13 protein-coding genes are annotated in these 15,122 nt (G+C 32.7%); 3 read left to right on the top strand and 10 right to left on the bottom strand.

The genetic code is table 11. The features are described 5' to 3' along the window. The first annotated feature begins 21 nt into the window (after positions 1-21). Both nadE and OS191_RS13195 read left to right on the top strand, forming a co-directional pair. Entirely contained in the window at positions 22-810 is a 789-nt protein-coding gene (nadE, locus tag OS191_RS13200; protein ID WP_267156184.1) for an NAD(+) synthase, read from the top strand. A 92-nt stretch (positions 811-902) separates the two neighbouring features. Continuing rightward, entirely contained in the window at positions 903-1,532 is a 630-nt protein-coding gene (locus tag OS191_RS13195; RefSeq protein ID WP_267156183.1) for a response regulator, read from the top strand. Here OS191_RS13195 and dnaG read toward each other — a convergent pair. The 4 genes from dnaG to OS191_RS13175 form a co-directional block, all read right to left on the bottom strand. Next, a complete protein-coding gene (gene dnaG / locus OS191_RS13190; RefSeq protein ID WP_267156182.1) occupies positions 1,529-3,487 on the bottom strand; it encodes a DNA primase in 1,959 nt (652 codons plus the stop codon). The genes OS191_RS13195 and dnaG overlap by 4 nt on opposite strands. Positions 3,488-3,628: 141 nt before the next feature. After that, positions 3,629-4,711 (bottom strand): hypothetical protein, encoded by a 1,083-nt coding sequence (locus tag OS191_RS13185; protein ID WP_267156181.1) that lies wholly within the window; start codon positions 4,709-4,711, stop codon positions 3,629-3,631. Between the two features lie 29 nt (positions 4,712-4,740). Then, positions 4,741-5,481, bottom strand: coding sequence for a hypothetical protein (locus tag OS191_RS13180; protein WP_267156180.1), 741 nt, complete (start codon positions 5,479-5,481; stop codon positions 4,741-4,743). Beyond that, on the bottom strand, positions 5,468-6,031 hold the full coding sequence (locus OS191_RS13175) for an RNA polymerase sigma factor (protein ID WP_267156179.1): 564 nt from the start codon (positions 6,029-6,031) through the stop codon (positions 5,468-5,470). The genes OS191_RS13180 and OS191_RS13175 overlap by 14 nt, the downstream gene beginning before the upstream one ends. Before the next feature lie 284 nt (positions 6,032-6,315). Here OS191_RS13175 and OS191_RS13170 point away from each other — a divergent pair, with 284 nt between their 5' ends. Continuing rightward, positions 6,316-7,998 carry a T9SS-dependent choice-of-anchor J family protein gene (locus tag OS191_RS13170; protein WP_267156178.1) on the top strand — a complete coding sequence of 561 codons (1,683 nt, stop codon included), beginning with the start codon at positions 6,316-6,318 and terminating at the stop codon, positions 7,996-7,998. Positions 7,999-8,082: 84 nt separating this feature from the next. On the opposite strand, the gene OS191_RS13165 is transcribed toward OS191_RS13170, so the two are convergent. The 6 genes from OS191_RS13165 to OS191_RS13140 all read right to left on the bottom strand — a co-directional run bounded on the left by OS191_RS13165 (position 8,083) and on the right by OS191_RS13140 (position 15,116). Then, positions 8,083-9,060, bottom strand: coding sequence for a polyprenyl synthetase family protein (locus OS191_RS13165; protein ID WP_267156177.1), 978 nt, complete (start codon positions 9,058-9,060; stop codon positions 8,083-8,085). Positions 9,061-9,094: 34 nt separating this feature from the next. Continuing rightward, the gene (gene rlmN / locus OS191_RS13160; protein ID WP_267156176.1) at positions 9,095-10,135 is read right to left on the bottom strand and encodes a dual-specificity RNA methyltransferase RlmN; all 1,041 of its coding nucleotides are present in this window, start codon (positions 10,133-10,135) and stop codon (positions 9,095-9,097) included. 195 nt (positions 10,136-10,330) lie between these two features. Further along, on the bottom strand, positions 10,331-11,380 hold the full coding sequence (gene queA / locus OS191_RS13155) for a tRNA preQ1(34) S-adenosylmethionine ribosyltransferase-isomerase QueA (protein ID WP_267156175.1): 1,050 nt from the start codon (positions 11,378-11,380) through the stop codon (positions 10,331-10,333). 102 nt (positions 11,381-11,482) lie between these two features. Beyond that, positions 11,483-12,706: a 3-phosphoshikimate 1-carboxyvinyltransferase gene (locus OS191_RS13150; RefSeq protein ID WP_267156174.1), complete on the bottom strand. Its 1,224-nt coding sequence runs from the start codon at positions 12,704-12,706 to the stop codon at positions 11,483-11,485. Positions 12,707-12,759: 53 nt separating this feature from the next. Continuing rightward, positions 12,760-13,086 carry a nucleotide pyrophosphohydrolase gene (locus tag OS191_RS13145; RefSeq protein WP_267156173.1) on the bottom strand — a complete coding sequence of 109 codons (327 nt, stop codon included), beginning with the start codon at positions 13,084-13,086 and terminating at the stop codon, positions 12,760-12,762. A 2-nt stretch (positions 13,087-13,088) separates the two neighbouring features. Continuing rightward, positions 13,089-15,116: a DUF3858 domain-containing protein gene (locus OS191_RS13140; RefSeq protein WP_267156172.1), complete on the bottom strand. Its 2,028-nt coding sequence runs from the start codon at positions 15,114-15,116 to the stop codon at positions 13,089-13,091. Positions 15,117-15,122 lie beyond the last annotated feature (6 nt).

The raw sequence follows: 15,122 nt of genomic DNA, 5'->3' as shown, positions 1-15,122 counted from the left end.
TTTGTTTAAAATTCATTTAAAATGCAAACAGAAAAAGTTGTCAATCATATCGTTTCTTGGCTTAAAGATTATGCATTAAACGCAAAAGTTAATGGTTTTGTTATAGGTATTTCTGGAGGAATAGATTCAGCTGTTACTTCAATTTTATGTGCCAAAACCGGATTGGATGTTTTATGTCTTGAAATGCCTATCCACCAAGCAAAAAGTCATGTAACAAGAGGGCAAGAACACATATCATTTCTTAAATCGAAATATAAAAATGTAAGCGATATTAAAACCGATTTAACCCCTGTTTTCGAAGAATTTAAAACCGAAGTTTCGCTTGAAGGAGATCAAGCCATTGTAGACATGGCTTTAGCTAATACTAGAGCTAGATTACGAATGACAACCTTATATTATTATGCGGGTTTAAAAAAGTTATTGGTAGCGGGAACTGGAAATAAAGTAGAAGATTTTGGTGTTGGGTTTTACACAAAGTATGGAGATGGTGGCGTGGATTTAAGTCCTATTGCAGATTTGATGAAAACTGAGGTTTACCTATTAGCCGAAACGCTTCAAGTTCCAGAATCGATTATGAAAGCTGCTCCTAGCGATGGTTTGTTTGGCGATGCCAGAAGCGATGAAGAGCAGATTGGAGCTTCTTACCCAGAATTAGAATGGGCCATGAAGATGGTTGAACTAAACAAAACTGAAGACCTTTTTGAAGGTAGACAAAAAGAGGTTTTTAGAATTTATAAAAGATTAAACAATTCTAATAAGCACAAAATGAATCCAATTCCTATTTGCATGATTCCTAATAATTTAAAATAAAAAAATTATATTTTAACGGAAATTTACTATCTTTACTTATCATGTTACATTTTTTTTGCCTCAACAGTCTTAATCTTTAAAAACTTATTAAAATGATAAAACTGTTGGTTGTTGATAGTCACCCAATTATTAGAAAAGGTATTGAACTTCTATTTGTTGCTTCCAAAGACATTAAAGTTGTTGGAGGAGTTAGCAATGGCGAAGCTATTTTCGATTTTCTAAAACAGGAAGAAGCAGATGTAATTTTATCTGAAATAGATTTACCAAAACTTAATGGCATCACTGCTTTAAGACGTTTATCTAAAGAGTATTCTAATATTAAGGTACTCATGTTTTCTAATCAGCCAGAAGAAATTTATGCGCTTAACACCATAAAAGCTGGTGCATCTGGATATTTATCCAAAAATTCTAACATCATTACAATTAAAGAAGCCATCGAGAAAGTTGCTAGTGGAGAAACATATCTTAGCAATAATTTAGCAAGTCAATTAGCATTTGGCAGAGGCATTAATAAATCTTCTAAATCGCCTTATAAGAAACTTTCTACTAGAGAAATTGAGGTATTAAAACTTATTTCAGTTGGAAAAAAGAACAAAGAAATTGCTGAAGAGTTAGAAATAAACGAAAAAACCGTAAGTACCTATAAAGCTAGATTAATGAAAAAGCTACATGTAGATAATATTGTAGATTTAATTAATAGAGCGAAATTATTAGAGTTTTAAAGGGCTTTATTTAATTTCCTAGACAATAGGTTATCTAATTTCTTATAACCAACAACCTCTTCTAATATTTCTCTGTATTGAACCTCTAAATTGCCTTTTGTTTCTTGGCTTAACTCGTTTATTTTTTTACTAATTAAGAAACACCTTAAGCTTAAAATGGTCTCGTTTACTAATTGAGCAATCGTATCTGTTTTTTCTTTTGGGAAAATATTTTTACTGTGCCAGTTAGATAATGTATAACGCTCGTCTTCCATTAAAATGGTAGTCATTTCGCTTGCTACATCTGCATCTACATTATTTACAAAGTTATCTAATGCAAAGTCAGGATTTTGGTTTAAGGTGTCGATAATTTTATAATAAAGACCTTTAAATTTTATATTAGTAAACTCCATTTCGTCCTCCTGAAGATCTAAATATATTTTCTCAAAAACCTTGGCTTGGTGAACAACTGGCTCTAGAATAAGTTCGCTTTTATCGTTTTCTTTTAGAATTAAATCTTCAAAATCTTCCGTCCTGTTCCCATAAAGTAATAAGATTTGAATAATTTTTCGCTCTAATTCATATTGAACATCTACCTTGGTTTGCGATTGCTGATTTTTAATAACCTGAAAAGACTTTTGCTCTTCTTTAAATTGTTTGTTCGCTTCCTGAAAGTCTTTTTTTGAAGATTGTGCCAACGTACTATACAACACATCCTCACTAATTTCCATAATTTTAGAACACTCCTGAATATAAATTTCACGTTTTATTCTATCAGGAATTTTAGAAATACTATTAACAATATCTCTAACGGTTTCTGCTTTTTTTATTGGATCGTTTTTAGAAGCTTCAAATAACATAGAGGCTTTAAACTGAATAAAGTCTTGAGCATGGGCCTCTAAATAAAGTGTTAGCTCTTCTAAGGTGTTTTGCTTAGCAAAACTATCTGGATCTTCGCCTTCAGGGAATGTACAAATCTTCACGTTCATGCCTTGCTCCAAGATTAAATCGACACCTCTCAGGGAGGCTCTAATTCCTGCAGCATCACCATCAAAAAGAAGCGTGATATTTTTTGTCAGTCTGTTTATAAGTCGAATTTGATCTGGTGTCAAAGCCGTTCCTGAAGAAGACACCACATTTTGAATACCTCTTTGATGGAACTGAATCACATCTGTATAACCTTCAACCAGATAACAATTATCTTCTTTGGCAATGCTTTGCTTGGCGTGAAAAATACCATAAAGTACTTTACTTTTATGATAGATATCGCTTTCTGGAGAATTTAAATATTTAGCTGCTTTTTTATCAGTGATTAAAATTCGTCCTCCAAAACCTAAAACACGGCCACTCATACTTCTAATAGGAAACATAACACGTCCTTTAAACCTATCAAAACGCTTCTCTTCCTTTACAATAGTAACTCCTGTTTTTTCTAAATAATCTAGATTATAACCTTGTTTTAAAGCTTCGTCTGTAAAGGCTTGCCATTCGTCTAAAGAATACCCTAAATGGAATTTCTTTATGGTTTCTTCTGTAAAACCACGTTCCTTAAAATAGCTCAAGCCAATAGACTTGCCCTGGTCTGTTTTATGTAAAATATTCTGAAAATACTTACTGGCGTACTCACTAACCAAATAGAGGCTTTCACGTTCGTTTGCCTGCTCCTTTTGCTCATTGGTTTGTTCGGTTTCTTCAACTTCAATATTATACTTATTGGCTAAATACTTTATGGCTTCCGGATAGGTAAAATGTTCATGTTCCATTAAAAATGCCACGACATTCCCTCCTTTTCCACTTGAAAAATCTTTCCAGATTTGTTTTACTGGCGACACCATAAAACTTGGAGAGCGTTCATCGCTAAACGGACTTAAGCCTTTAAAGCTGCTTCCAGATTTTTTTAATTGAACAAAATCGCCAATAACCTCCTCTACGCGAGCAGTTTCAAATACTTGATCTATGGTGGATTTTGATATCAAATTAAAAAGATTAGAGGATACAAAATTACAATATACATCGGATAGTAAAAGTAATAAAACTAATTGTTTTTAATATTTAACTAAAAAAGACTTTTCAGGTTTAAAAATCCTGAAAAGTCTAATAAAAATTAACTACTTAAACTAATCCATATCAAAACGTAGACCTAATGAGATATTATTTTGGTCTATAACTTGATCTTTAAAAATGGTGGATAAATCGTATTTAGCATAAATCCCAACATGTCCCCAAGAAATATACGTGCTTAAACCATAAACAAAGTTATTGGTGTTGTAATCTTTGATTTTGTCTTTTTGGAAATCGCCATTCATATCATCATACTTCAACTTCTGCATAGACTGAAGCACAAAGCCTCCATAACCTCCAACTCCTATTTTAAACTTTTTATGTGTGGAGTATCTAAAATAGTTCTCTCGTTCAATCTTCTTGGAAGGTCCAAATTCAAAATGTATAGGAATGACTAAGTTGGTAGATCTAAATTTCGATTTACTTAAATTAATTGGGAATTCTTCTAAAGTCACTACATCATCCACTTCTTGAAAATACAGATTATCCTTAATATCCAATTTATTCCATTGAAAAGAAACCCCATATTTTAAACGTACAGCATTGCTATTATTTAGCAATCTGGTTTTCCATGCCCAACCTAACTCTACAAAGCCTGAGCCTCCTATTTTATATGGAGAATCGTTAAGAGATTGTCCTTCAATAATAGCATTGTTAAATCCTATAGCAAAAACTAAATCGCTGGTGGTACGTCGGTCGTACTTTTTTGGTTCTTTCTTCGTTTGTGGTCCAATATATAAGCTCTTTAAATCGTATTCATCAGATTCTTCGCTCTTACCAATAGTAATTGTAAAACCATCTAGATTGGCTCCAGTATCATAAGGAACATGTTCATTTCTTTCCAAGAGAGAAATTCTATTATCTAAAATTGCTAATCTGTTTTCAATGTTTAACGCATGTTTGGTAGCAAGTTCTTCTTTTAAGGTATTGGCAACTTCTTGTGTAATTTCGTTATTATCTAATTGTACATTAATGGCTTCCACATCTATTCTTAGCCATTCTTTTTCTTGGGTTATAACTTGTTCTTTCTGGGCTTCTAAGGCCTTAATCTTTTCACTGTTAGCATTTTCTTGTGCGGAGATTAATTGCACAGAAAACATAAGCACTATTAGTGCGAAGTATTTTGTAATTGTTTGCATAACTGTTTGTTTTTTTATTGATGAATTTGTTAATCGTTACGTTCGGCAACTGCAGTTTTTACCTTTTTGTAACTTGTTATTAAAGTTTCGAAAACTTTGTCTCTAAAAGACGACTCTATATCTTCTTCAACGTCTTGAAGTAGCGCATGAGCATCTATGGTTTGACCCTTATTTTTAATATTTTTAGCCAATTTTTGTTGTGCTTTTTTCAATAAGGAATCAATATTAGTTTGTGTGGTATGTGTTCTTTCTTGAGAATTTATTTCTATTAATTCTATGTCTGCTACAGAAGTTTCAAGAATTGTTTGTGTTTCGCTTTCTTCTGTCTTTTGAAGAGATGCAACTTGAGCTATTTCTGTATTTATTTTTGGTGAATTTGTTATACTTTTTGGCTTATTTTGGGCACCATTCGTTATTATTTCATCTTCCTTAAGACTTTTATCTGCTTCTTTAGAATTTTCTATGGCGACTAAAGTTTCATCAGGTTTCTCTTCATTCTTATTCTGAAATACTTCTACTTCATTCGTTTTAGTATCCACTATAACAGGTTTAGAATTCCTAGTTTCGGACGTATTAAGAAACAAATTCCCCATAAAAAGAATTCCTGCTAAACTTGCTGCAATTCCAAACCAAATAATTGTTTTCTTAAAAGGCTTCTTATTATCTGCTTCCAGTTTTCCTGAAAGGGTATCCCAAGCCTCGCTTGATGGCTCAAGAGTTCTTTTTTCAAGAGTATCCTTAATATCTTCTTCAAATTTATTTGGAGCCATAATTTGTTTTGTTTTGTTTATTAATCTGTTCTTGAAGCTGTTTTCTTGCTTTATATAATTGCGATTTCGAAGTCCCTTCAGAGATTTGTAAAAGCTCAGCTATTTCGGCATGTTTATAGCCTTCAATAGCATACATTACAAAAATCATTTTATATCCTTCTGGCAAATTATCTATTAATTTCTGAATCTCAGCAACTTCAAGACCTGTGTCTGTTTGAATTGAAAACTCCTTAGTTTCTATTAGCTGTTCAACGGGAAATTCAATGTGCTTTTGTTGTCTTAAAAACGAAATAGACTCCCTAACCATAATACGCCTAATCCATCCTTCAAAACTACCTTCTGCTTTATAGCTTTTAAGGTTTTTAAACACTTTAAAGAAACCATTTAACATAGCATCTTCGGCATGTTGTACATCTTTAATATAGTATCTACAAACACTCAGCATTTTAGGTGCATGCATTTCAAACAAAACGTGTTGTGCTTCACGATTGTTTTTTATGGCTTTTTTAATAAGCACTGATTCGTTTTTGTAGAGTTGAATTACTTTCACTTAAAGGGTTTTGTTCTGCTACTATTTATAAAGACGAAAAAATCATGCAAAAGGTTGCCTGACAGGTAAATTTATTTTGAAAAAATTAATTTAATAAAACAAAATCACTGTAAATGTAATGGTTAAGAGTTATTTCTTTATCAAAAAAACAAGTAAAGAATCAAGAAATAACCTTAAAAAATATTGTTTATATTGATTGGAACTAGATGAATGATCCCAATCTGTAAAAGATTGTAAATGATTAAATAATCGTTATCTTAGTCTAAATTATTAAATATGCTATTATGAAAAAATTTACCTTATTAATTACTTTATTATTAACTGTCAATTTTACTTTCTCGCAAGTGTTATTCGAAGACGATTTTGATGGTTCTGGTCCTGGTTTAGCAGGATGGACATTAGTAAATGTAGATGGACTTACTCCAGCTAGTGGTGTGTCTCAATTTACAAATGCATGGATTGAAGCAGATGACTTTGACAATCCTGGCGATGTGGTTGCTATGAGTACTTCTTGGTACGCTCCTGCAGGAACTGCTGACGATTGGATGATTACTCCTGCTATAACGCTTACAGATGCGGCCATTTTAACATGGGATGAGGAAGGACAAGACGCATCTTTTCCTGATGGATATGAAGTTCGATTATCTACAGCAACTACTGCGCTTGCCGATTTCACCAATGTATTATATACAACTACAGCAGCCTCTGGTGCCGTTTGGACATCTCAAAGTGCTGACTTAACTCCTTACCTTGGAGAGACTGTCTATATTGCATGGAGAAACAACTCAACAGATCAATTTATTTTAATGATAAACAATGTGATGGTAGAAGCCATTGCAGCATACGATGTGGCTATCTCAACTCCAGCTTCATCACTAGATCAATATACGCAAATACCACTTGGTCAAATTACTTCTTTAGGGACAAGTGCTACTATAGAAAATTTAGGTAGTGATGCCGTTACAAATGCTGAAGCTACAGTAACCATTACAGATGGTACAGGAACTGTTTATACCGAAACAAGCATACCTTACAATTTAGCTGTTGGAGCCAGTCAAGCCGTTACCTTTGCTGGTTATACTCCAACTTCAGATGGCACGTACACAGTAACTTACTCGGTAACTATTAGTGAGACAGATTCTGTAGCATCAAATAACTCAGTTGCTACTAGCACTGTAATTTCTGAAATAACCTATGCTAGAGATGATAATACTCCTACTGGAACGCTTGGTATTGGAGCAGATAATGGTGGATACTTAGGAAACCAATATGATATTATTGCAACTCAAGATATTGAATCAGTTACTTTTTCTATTGGAAATATAGGTGGTATATTAACTGGACTTAATGTTAAAGCAACCGTATGGGATATGGTTGGAGGAGTTCCAAATGCTATTATTGCAGAAACAGATCCAATAGTTATAACAGCTGTAGAAAATGATATGTATACAGCAACTATTGCTGGAGGTCCATTTTCTTTAACACCAGGACAATACCTTGTTGCTATTGAAGAACCAGATGCTGCAGCAGGAATGCCTACTGGTGAAAATATTCAAGTGGTTACAACTTCAGCCATTTTTACTACAGGAGCAACATGGGTAAATTGGCCTACCAATCCAATGGGAACTTGGGCAAATAGTGAAGATTTCGCTTTTGAAATTGCATACTTAATTCGTCCTAATTTCACTGCTGCTATTGTTGGTGTAGAAGATTATTCTAAAACTATTTCTGTTGGTTTATATCCTAATCCAGCAAGTAATATAGTTACTATTTCTAATCCTAATAAAGTAGAATTGCAAACAGCAACAATAATTGATGTAACCGGTCGTATAATTAAAACTTTCGACTTAACAGGAACACTGGATTCAGAAAGAACTCTTGATGTTTCTTCACTAGGTTCTGCAAATTATTTTGTGACTATAAAAAGCAGCCATGGATCAGTAACTAAGCAATTAATTATTAAATAACATAATTATTATAAATATAAAAAGCCCGTAACTAAACTAGTTACGGGCTTTTTTGTTGACGTATTTTGAGTGTTTTTTAAAAAATTATTTCTTTCTGTCAATCACATAATTAACCATTAACTCTAAAGAACTTTTAAAAGTAGATTCTGGATATATATGAAGAATTTGAAGGGCTTCCTCCTGAAATTCTTTCATCTTAGAAACAGCGTAATCTAAGCCTCCATTTTCCTTGACATAGCTAATTACTTCTTTAACACGCTTTTTGTCTCTATTATGATTTTTAATAGAATTTATAAGCCAGCGTTTGTCCTTTTTATCTGCCTGGTTAAGCACATAAATTAAAGGCAAAGTCATTTTTTGTTCTTTAATATCTATTCCTGTAGGTTTGCCAATAGCTTCATTTCCATAATCGAACAAATCATCTTTAATTTGAAAAGCCATGCCTATAAGCTCTCCAAATTTTCGCATACGTTCTACATGATCAGAGTCCGGTTTTACCGAAGCTGCGCCTAGACTACAACAAGCAGCAATAAGAGTCGCTGTTTTTTGACGAATAATGTCGTAATAAACCTCCTCAGTAATATCTAATTTTCTAGCTTTTTCAATTTGAAGTAATTCGCCTTCACTCATTTCCCTTACCGCTATGGAAATAATTTTAAGTAAGTCGAAATCATTATTATCAATGGAAAGCAGTAAGCCTTTTGAGAGTAAGTAGTCTCCAACTAAAACAGCAATTTTATTTTTCCAAAGCGCATTGATAGAGAAAAAACCTCTACGTCTGTTACTTTCGTCAACTACATCATCATGTACTAAAGTAGCTGTATGAATAAGTTCTATAACAGATGCTCCTCGATAGGTACGTTCGCTAATTTCGCCATTAGAAACCATTTTTGCTACAAGAAACACAAACATAGGTCGCATTTGCTTCCCTTTTCTGTTGACAATATAGTGTGTAATTCGGTTTAAAAGCGCCACTTTTGAAGACATAGACAACAGAAACTTTTGTTCGAAAAGTTCCATTTCATACTCGATGGGCTGTTTTATTTGTTCTACTATTTTCACTGAAGTATCAAATATAGCAATTCAAATAATATATTTAACTTTTATTTGCCAATTGCCCACAAGCAGCATCAATATCTTTTCCTCTGGAACGTCTAACAGTTACAGTAATGTTATTGGCTTCCAACATGGACACGTACATATCAATAGCCTCGCTATTTGCTTGTTGAAACTCGCCGTCGTCTATGGGGTTATATTCTATTAAATTAACCTTACTTGGTGCAAACTTGCAAAAAGCGATTAAAGCATCTACATCTTTCTTCTTATCGTTAATATCTTTCCAAACCACATATTCATACGTAATTCTATTTTTTGTTTTAGCATACCAATACTCCAAAGCTTCACGTAAATCGGCTAAAGGGAACGTTTCATTAAAAGGCATAATAGATGTTCTAACCTTATCAATGGCTGAGTGAAGCGATACAGCTAATTTAAATTTCACCTCATCATCTGCCATTTTTTTAATCATTTTAGGCACTCCAGATGTAGAAACGACGATACGTTTTGGCGACATTCCCAAACCTTCATCTGAAGTAATTTTATCAATAGCTTTTAAGACGTTATTGTAGTTCATAAGAGGTTCTCCCATCCCCATAAACACAATATTGCTTAAAGGTTTATCGTAATACAACCTGCTCTCTTTATCGATGGCAACTACCTGATCGAAAATTTCGTCTGGATTTAAGTTTCGCATACGCTTTAGCCTAGAGGTTGCACAAAATCTACAATCTAAACTACAACCAACCTGACTTGAAACGCAAGCTGTTGTTCTGGTTTTTGTAGGAATTAAAACAGATTCCACAATTAAACCATCATGTAAACGCACTGCATTTTTTATGGTGCCATCGTTACTTTTCTGCATGGTATCTACATGAATGTGGTTAATAACAAAATTAGATTCCAGCATCTGCCTAGTTTCTTTGGAGATATTAGTCATATCTTCAAAGGTATGAGCTCCTTTACTCCACAACCATTCATAAACCTGATTTCCACGAAAGGCTTGATCTCCTTCTTTAACAAAAAAATCTCGAAGTTGCTCTTTCGTTAATGCACGTATGTCTTTCTTTTTTGTTTCCATGTAATTGCAAAAGTAAGCAAAGGATTTTCGATTAGCGATTTTTTGATTTATGTTTTTTGCTTGATATAAAGAGATCCTTAGAGTTAAACTGAGTTATTTGTAGAAATATTCTTTAAAACACTTCGTTTTAATCCATGTTATCAAATAGAAAAAGCCTTGTAAAAACAAGGCTTTTCAAATAGATATATTTCGAAATTAAATAATTAGCATGGCATCACCATAACTATAGAATTTATATTTTTCTTTAATAGCTTCATCGTAAGCCTTTTTAATGAAATCGTGTCCTGCAAAAGCAGAAACCATCATTAATAAGGTTGATTTTGGTGTATGGAAGTTAGTAATCATACTGTTTGCAATACTAAATTCGTATGGTGGGAAAATAAATTTATTAGACCATCCATCAAATTCGTTTAAAGTTCCACTTGATGACACAGAGCTTTCAATGGCACGCATGGCAGTTGTTCCAACAGCACACACACGTCTTTTAGTTTTAATACCAGTATTAATAGTATCTACAGCATCTTTTTTAATGATTATTTCTTCACTATCCATTTTGTGCTTCGATAAATCTTCAACCTCTACTGGATTAAAAGTTCCTAAGCCAACATGTAAAGTGACTTCAGCAAGATTAACGCCTTTAATTTCTAAACGCTTTAAAAGGTGTTTAGAAAAATGTAATCCGGCAGTTGGAGCTGCTACAGCACCTTCATTTTTAGCAAAAATGGTTTGGTAACGCTCTTCATCTTCTGGTTCTACTTCTCTTTTTATGTATTTTGGAAGTGGTGTTTCGCCTAGTTCTTTAAGTTTTACACGGAAATCTCTATAAGACCCATCATATAAAAAACGTAATGTTCTACCTCTTGAAGTTGTATTGTCGATAACCTCTGCAACTAAAGATTCTCCTTCGCCAAAGTATAATTTGTTTCCAATTCTAATTTTTCTAGCTGGATCTACAAGCACATCCCAAAGACGTTGCTCTTCGTTTAATTCTCTTAATAAAAACACTTCAATTCTCGCTCCAGTCTTTTCTTTGTTTCCAAAAAGTCTGGCAGGAAAGACTTTGGTATTATTAAGTACCATCACATCATCTTTATCGAAATAATCTATAATGTCTTTAAACATTTTATGTTCAATAGTTTGTTTTTCTCTATTTAAAACCATTAAACGAGATTCGTCTCTGTTTTCAGATGGATATTCTGCTAATAATTCTTCTGGAAGGTCAAAACTAAAATGTGATAATTTCATAAGTGTCTATCAATTTTTATGTTAAAATGAAAGTGATTTGTTTTTGTAAAGGTTGCAAATATACAACCTGAAAGTAGGCGTTGTCAAGTATTTAGGCATTTATTATTTAGATACTTGAAATCCGATACCTTTTAAATCTTCCCAAAACGTTGGATACGATTTTGAAACTACTTCGGCATCATTGATTCCTATTGAAGTTACTAGAGCTAAAGGAGCAAATGCCATAGCCATTCTATGATCGTTATATGTATCAATATTTACTTGGGGATTTATAAATTTAAAAGCTTTTAAAAACAAACTATCCTCTGTAATGGAAACTTCACCTCCTAATTTTTCAATTTCGGTTTTAAGTGCCAAAAGTCTATCTGTTTCTTTTATTTTTAAGGTATGAAGTCCTGTTAATTGGCATTCCAATCCTAAAGCAAAACAAGTTATGGCAATGGTTTGAGCAATATCCGGAGAATTATTTAGCTGATAATTTAGCCTGTTCTGCGAGCAGAATTTTACTTTTGAAAGACTTACAGAATTATTTTGAAAGCTGGTTTCTACTCCAAAATCTTGATATATTTTTGCTAATATAGAATCTCCTTGCAAACTGTTTTGTTTATAAGAAGACAAAGTAATTTCTGTGCCCACATCACTTAAAGCCACCATACTATAAAAATAAGATGCTGACGACCAGTCGCTTTCAATTAACGATTGTTGATTGACGATTTCTGATTGTTGATTGACTTTAATAACATTATTATGAAAGTTTGTATTTACACCTATCTGATTTAACAAACTTAAAGTCATATTTATATAAGGAATAGAGGTGATTTCTCCTTCTAAAGTAAGTTCTAAACCGTTTTCCAGCTTAGGAGCAATAAGTAATAAAGCTGAAATGTACTGACTGCTTATATTGGCTTTTAAGGTGACTTTATTTTTAGTTAGACTCTTTCCTGTAATTTTTAATGGAGGAAACCCTTCAGACTCTAAATACGTGATTTCTGCTCCAAGATTTTTAAGGGCATCGACCAAAATTTTTATTGGTCGCTGTTTCATTCTATCTGAACCTGTTAAAACAACGTCTCTACCACTTTGTGTTGCAAAATAAGCTGTTAAAAAACGCATGGCTGTACCTGCATGATGGATATCTATATTTCTTGAAGATGTAGACAAAGCTTCCAACATAACCTTAGTATCATCAGAGTTTGAAAGATTATCAATCTCTATATTTGGATATAAAGCCTGTAACAACAACATTCTATTAGACTCACTTTTAGAACCTGTTATATTGATAGCTGACTTTTTATTTAAAGTAGATTTATTAAGTTGAATGTTCATAAGTATCTAGAAACAAGGGACGTCTTGACAACGCTAGATGTGACGTTTGTATTTTATTTTAGTTTTTTGTTATTATGGTGTCTATCGTGGTCGCGTTTGGTTTTAATATCCATTTTTTTATCGAAAGCAGCTTGTAAATCTATTCCTGTTTGGTTGGCTAAACATAAAACTACAAATACAACATCTGCTAACTCTTCGCCTAAATCTTTGTCTTTATCGCTTTCCTTCTCGCTTTGTTCGCCATAACGTCTAGCAATAATTCTAGCTACCTCGCCCACTTCTTCTGTAAGTTGTGCCATATTAGTGAGCTCGTTAAAATAACGAACCCCGTGTTCTTTTATCCAACTGTCAACTATTTTTTGTGCGTTTTTTATGTCCATGTCTATACTTTTTTAAGAACAATTTTTTCGGCTTGCTTACTGACCAATAACTCAAAAAACTTTTTAAACTCCTGGTAATTAGCTGGTAAAATTAAGGTGTTATTTAAGTCTAATGTAATTACCAACTGAAGCATCGAGCCATTTTCTTTTACTAAATATGTAAATTCGCCTTCTGTTTTATTATACTGTACTTTTTGATTTTCTGGCAAAGATTCTACCTGAAACCCTTCAGGCAACATAATATTTACCATGTATTTTCTTGAGGTAGGGAAATTTAAGTCTATTGGGTACTTTCTGTTTTGAAGTTTAAAAGGTGATTCTTTTATTTTCAAAAATAACAAAGGTGAAAAATAATAGTTATCCCCAATTTCCTCTAAAGCTTCATCTAATTGATATTCATAAGATAAAAGTACAGGTTTTATTGGAACAACCATATCTGCAACTTCAATATTTGAAACCTGTAAGTTTCCATTTTCAGATTCAATTTCTTTTATTAAATCGTCTTGTGAATAATTTTCAAACGTATTTCTATAATCTAAAGCACTATAATCTGTATATTGATTTCTAACTTTTCCTGTTGCTGATAAATCTGGATTTAGTTTCATGTTTAATGAAACAATTTCTTTTGAAGGGTTTTGAACAGATAAATTAATCCAGTCTGAACTTCCATCTTTACGGATTAAACGTCCTTGCCAATTTAATGCTTTAACCGGTATAACATTCAAACTAGTAAAGCTATCGGAAGCATCTAATAGTATAATTCCTTGTGCTGTATTAACGGCACAAATAACATAATTAAAACCGTTTCGAGTTGGAAACAATGGCACGCCATTGTCTTTGGTACTAATTAAAACTGGGTTGGCCTCTAATCCGGCTTCACGTAACATGGCTATTAAAATTAAATTAATATCTGCCACGTTACCTACTCCTTGTTTATATGCTTGTCTAACTCCTAAATCTGTATAGTAACCATGAAGCCCATTCCACTTAACTTTATGTTTTACAAAGTTAAAAATGTTATAGGTTTGTTCTATAGGGTCTGTAGCACCTGCTATGGCAGCACTTAAATCGTTACTAAAGTATCCTGATTTTTTTAATTGCTCACCAAAATCGTTACTATTATAAATGGTTGTAGTTACCCTCTCCCAATTAGTAGAATAATCTTTTCTTGGTTGGTTTGGATATTGAATATAATTTAAATCCATCTTCATGACGGCTCTATAGTTGTCTAAATTAGATACATGAGTTTCACTTTTCATGGCAGGAATGTTGTCTAAATTAGCAGTTGTTATATTTTCTGAATATTTCCAATCATTTCTACTAAAATCTGATCGAGCTTCTCTTCTTCCACCAGCATGTTCTATAGACGTTTGCATTTCTCCTGATAATGACACGGTTTTTTCTTTATAACTATCATTTAATTGCGGATAGTAAGCAGCCCTTAGATTCGGGTATTTTGAATAATTATAAAATTCTGGAGTTACCATTTTAAAATCTAATTTTCTAATAGGTATTTCCTGCTGAAATTCAATATCATCTATTCTAATAAGTTCTGATTGAATGGTATACTTATATTCTATAATGCAGCCTTCCTTAATATTAGGCATGGTAAATTTGGTTGTTAACCAATATTTATTGGTTTCCTCTTCGAAAATGCCATCATTTTTCAACTTGTCTTCAGTAATTTTATTCCCTTCTAAATTATAGGTATATGCTTTAAATCCTGTTAAGCTTTCTTCTAACTCATTAGATTCATTATAAAGTTTAATAGATTTTGTTGCTTGATCAAAACCCTCTTTATTATAAATTTTAATGCGTTCGTGAATATCATTTTTCTGAACAAACCCTTTACTTTCTATATATTCAAATTTGATTTCTTGACTTCTATATAAAACAGCTGCATTGGCTTCTGGATCTTCAGGGTCTGATGTTTCTTGAAGTTCTTCTTTGCTTATTTTTCCAAATTTATAATCTTGGGCTGTTGCCATCTGCAAAGCAAATACAGATACGAATAAAAAAACTAATTTCATGGCTTG

The sequence above is a fragment of the Xanthomarina sp. F2636L genome (assembly GCF_026410195.1).
In the GTDB taxonomy this organism is placed as follows: domain Bacteria; phylum Bacteroidota; class Bacteroidia; order Flavobacteriales; family Flavobacteriaceae; genus Xanthomarina.
The sequence above is the reverse complement of the archived record's forward strand: the minus strand, read 5'-3'. Positions and strand labels throughout refer to the sequence as shown.

Coding starts and splice junctions, on each gene's coding strand:
- nadE (WP_267156184.1), top strand. CDS start 22: ATGCAAACAGAAAAAGTTGTCAATCATATCGTTTCTTGGCTTAAAGAT.
- OS191_RS13195 (WP_267156183.1), top strand. CDS start 903: ATGATAAAACTGTTGGTTGTTGATAGTCACCCAATTATTAGAAAAGGT.
- OS191_RS13185 (WP_267156181.1), bottom strand. CDS start 4,711: ATGCAAACAATTACAAAATACTTCGCACTAATAGTGCTTATGTTTTCT.
- OS191_RS13180 (WP_267156180.1), bottom strand. CDS start 5,481: ATGGCTCCAAATAAATTTGAAGAAGATATTAAGGATACTCTTGAAAAA.
- OS191_RS13170 (WP_267156178.1), top strand. CDS start 6,316: ATGAAAAAATTTACCTTATTAATTACTTTATTATTAACTGTCAATTTT.
- rlmN (WP_267156176.1), bottom strand. CDS start 10,135: ATGGAAACAAAAAAGAAAGACATACGTGCATTAACGAAAGAGCAACTT.
- queA (WP_267156175.1), bottom strand. CDS start 11,380: ATGAAATTATCACATTTTAGTTTTGACCTTCCAGAAGAATTATTAGCA.
- OS191_RS13150 (WP_267156174.1), bottom strand. CDS start 12,706: ATGAACATTCAACTTAATAAATCTACTTTAAATAAAAAGTCAGCTATC.
- OS191_RS13145 (WP_267156173.1), bottom strand. CDS start 13,086: ATGGACATAAAAAACGCACAAAAAATAGTTGACAGTTGGATAAAAGAA.
- OS191_RS13140 (WP_267156172.1), bottom strand. CDS start 15,116: ATGAAATTAGTTTTTTTATTCGTATCTGTATTTGCTTTGCAGATGGCA.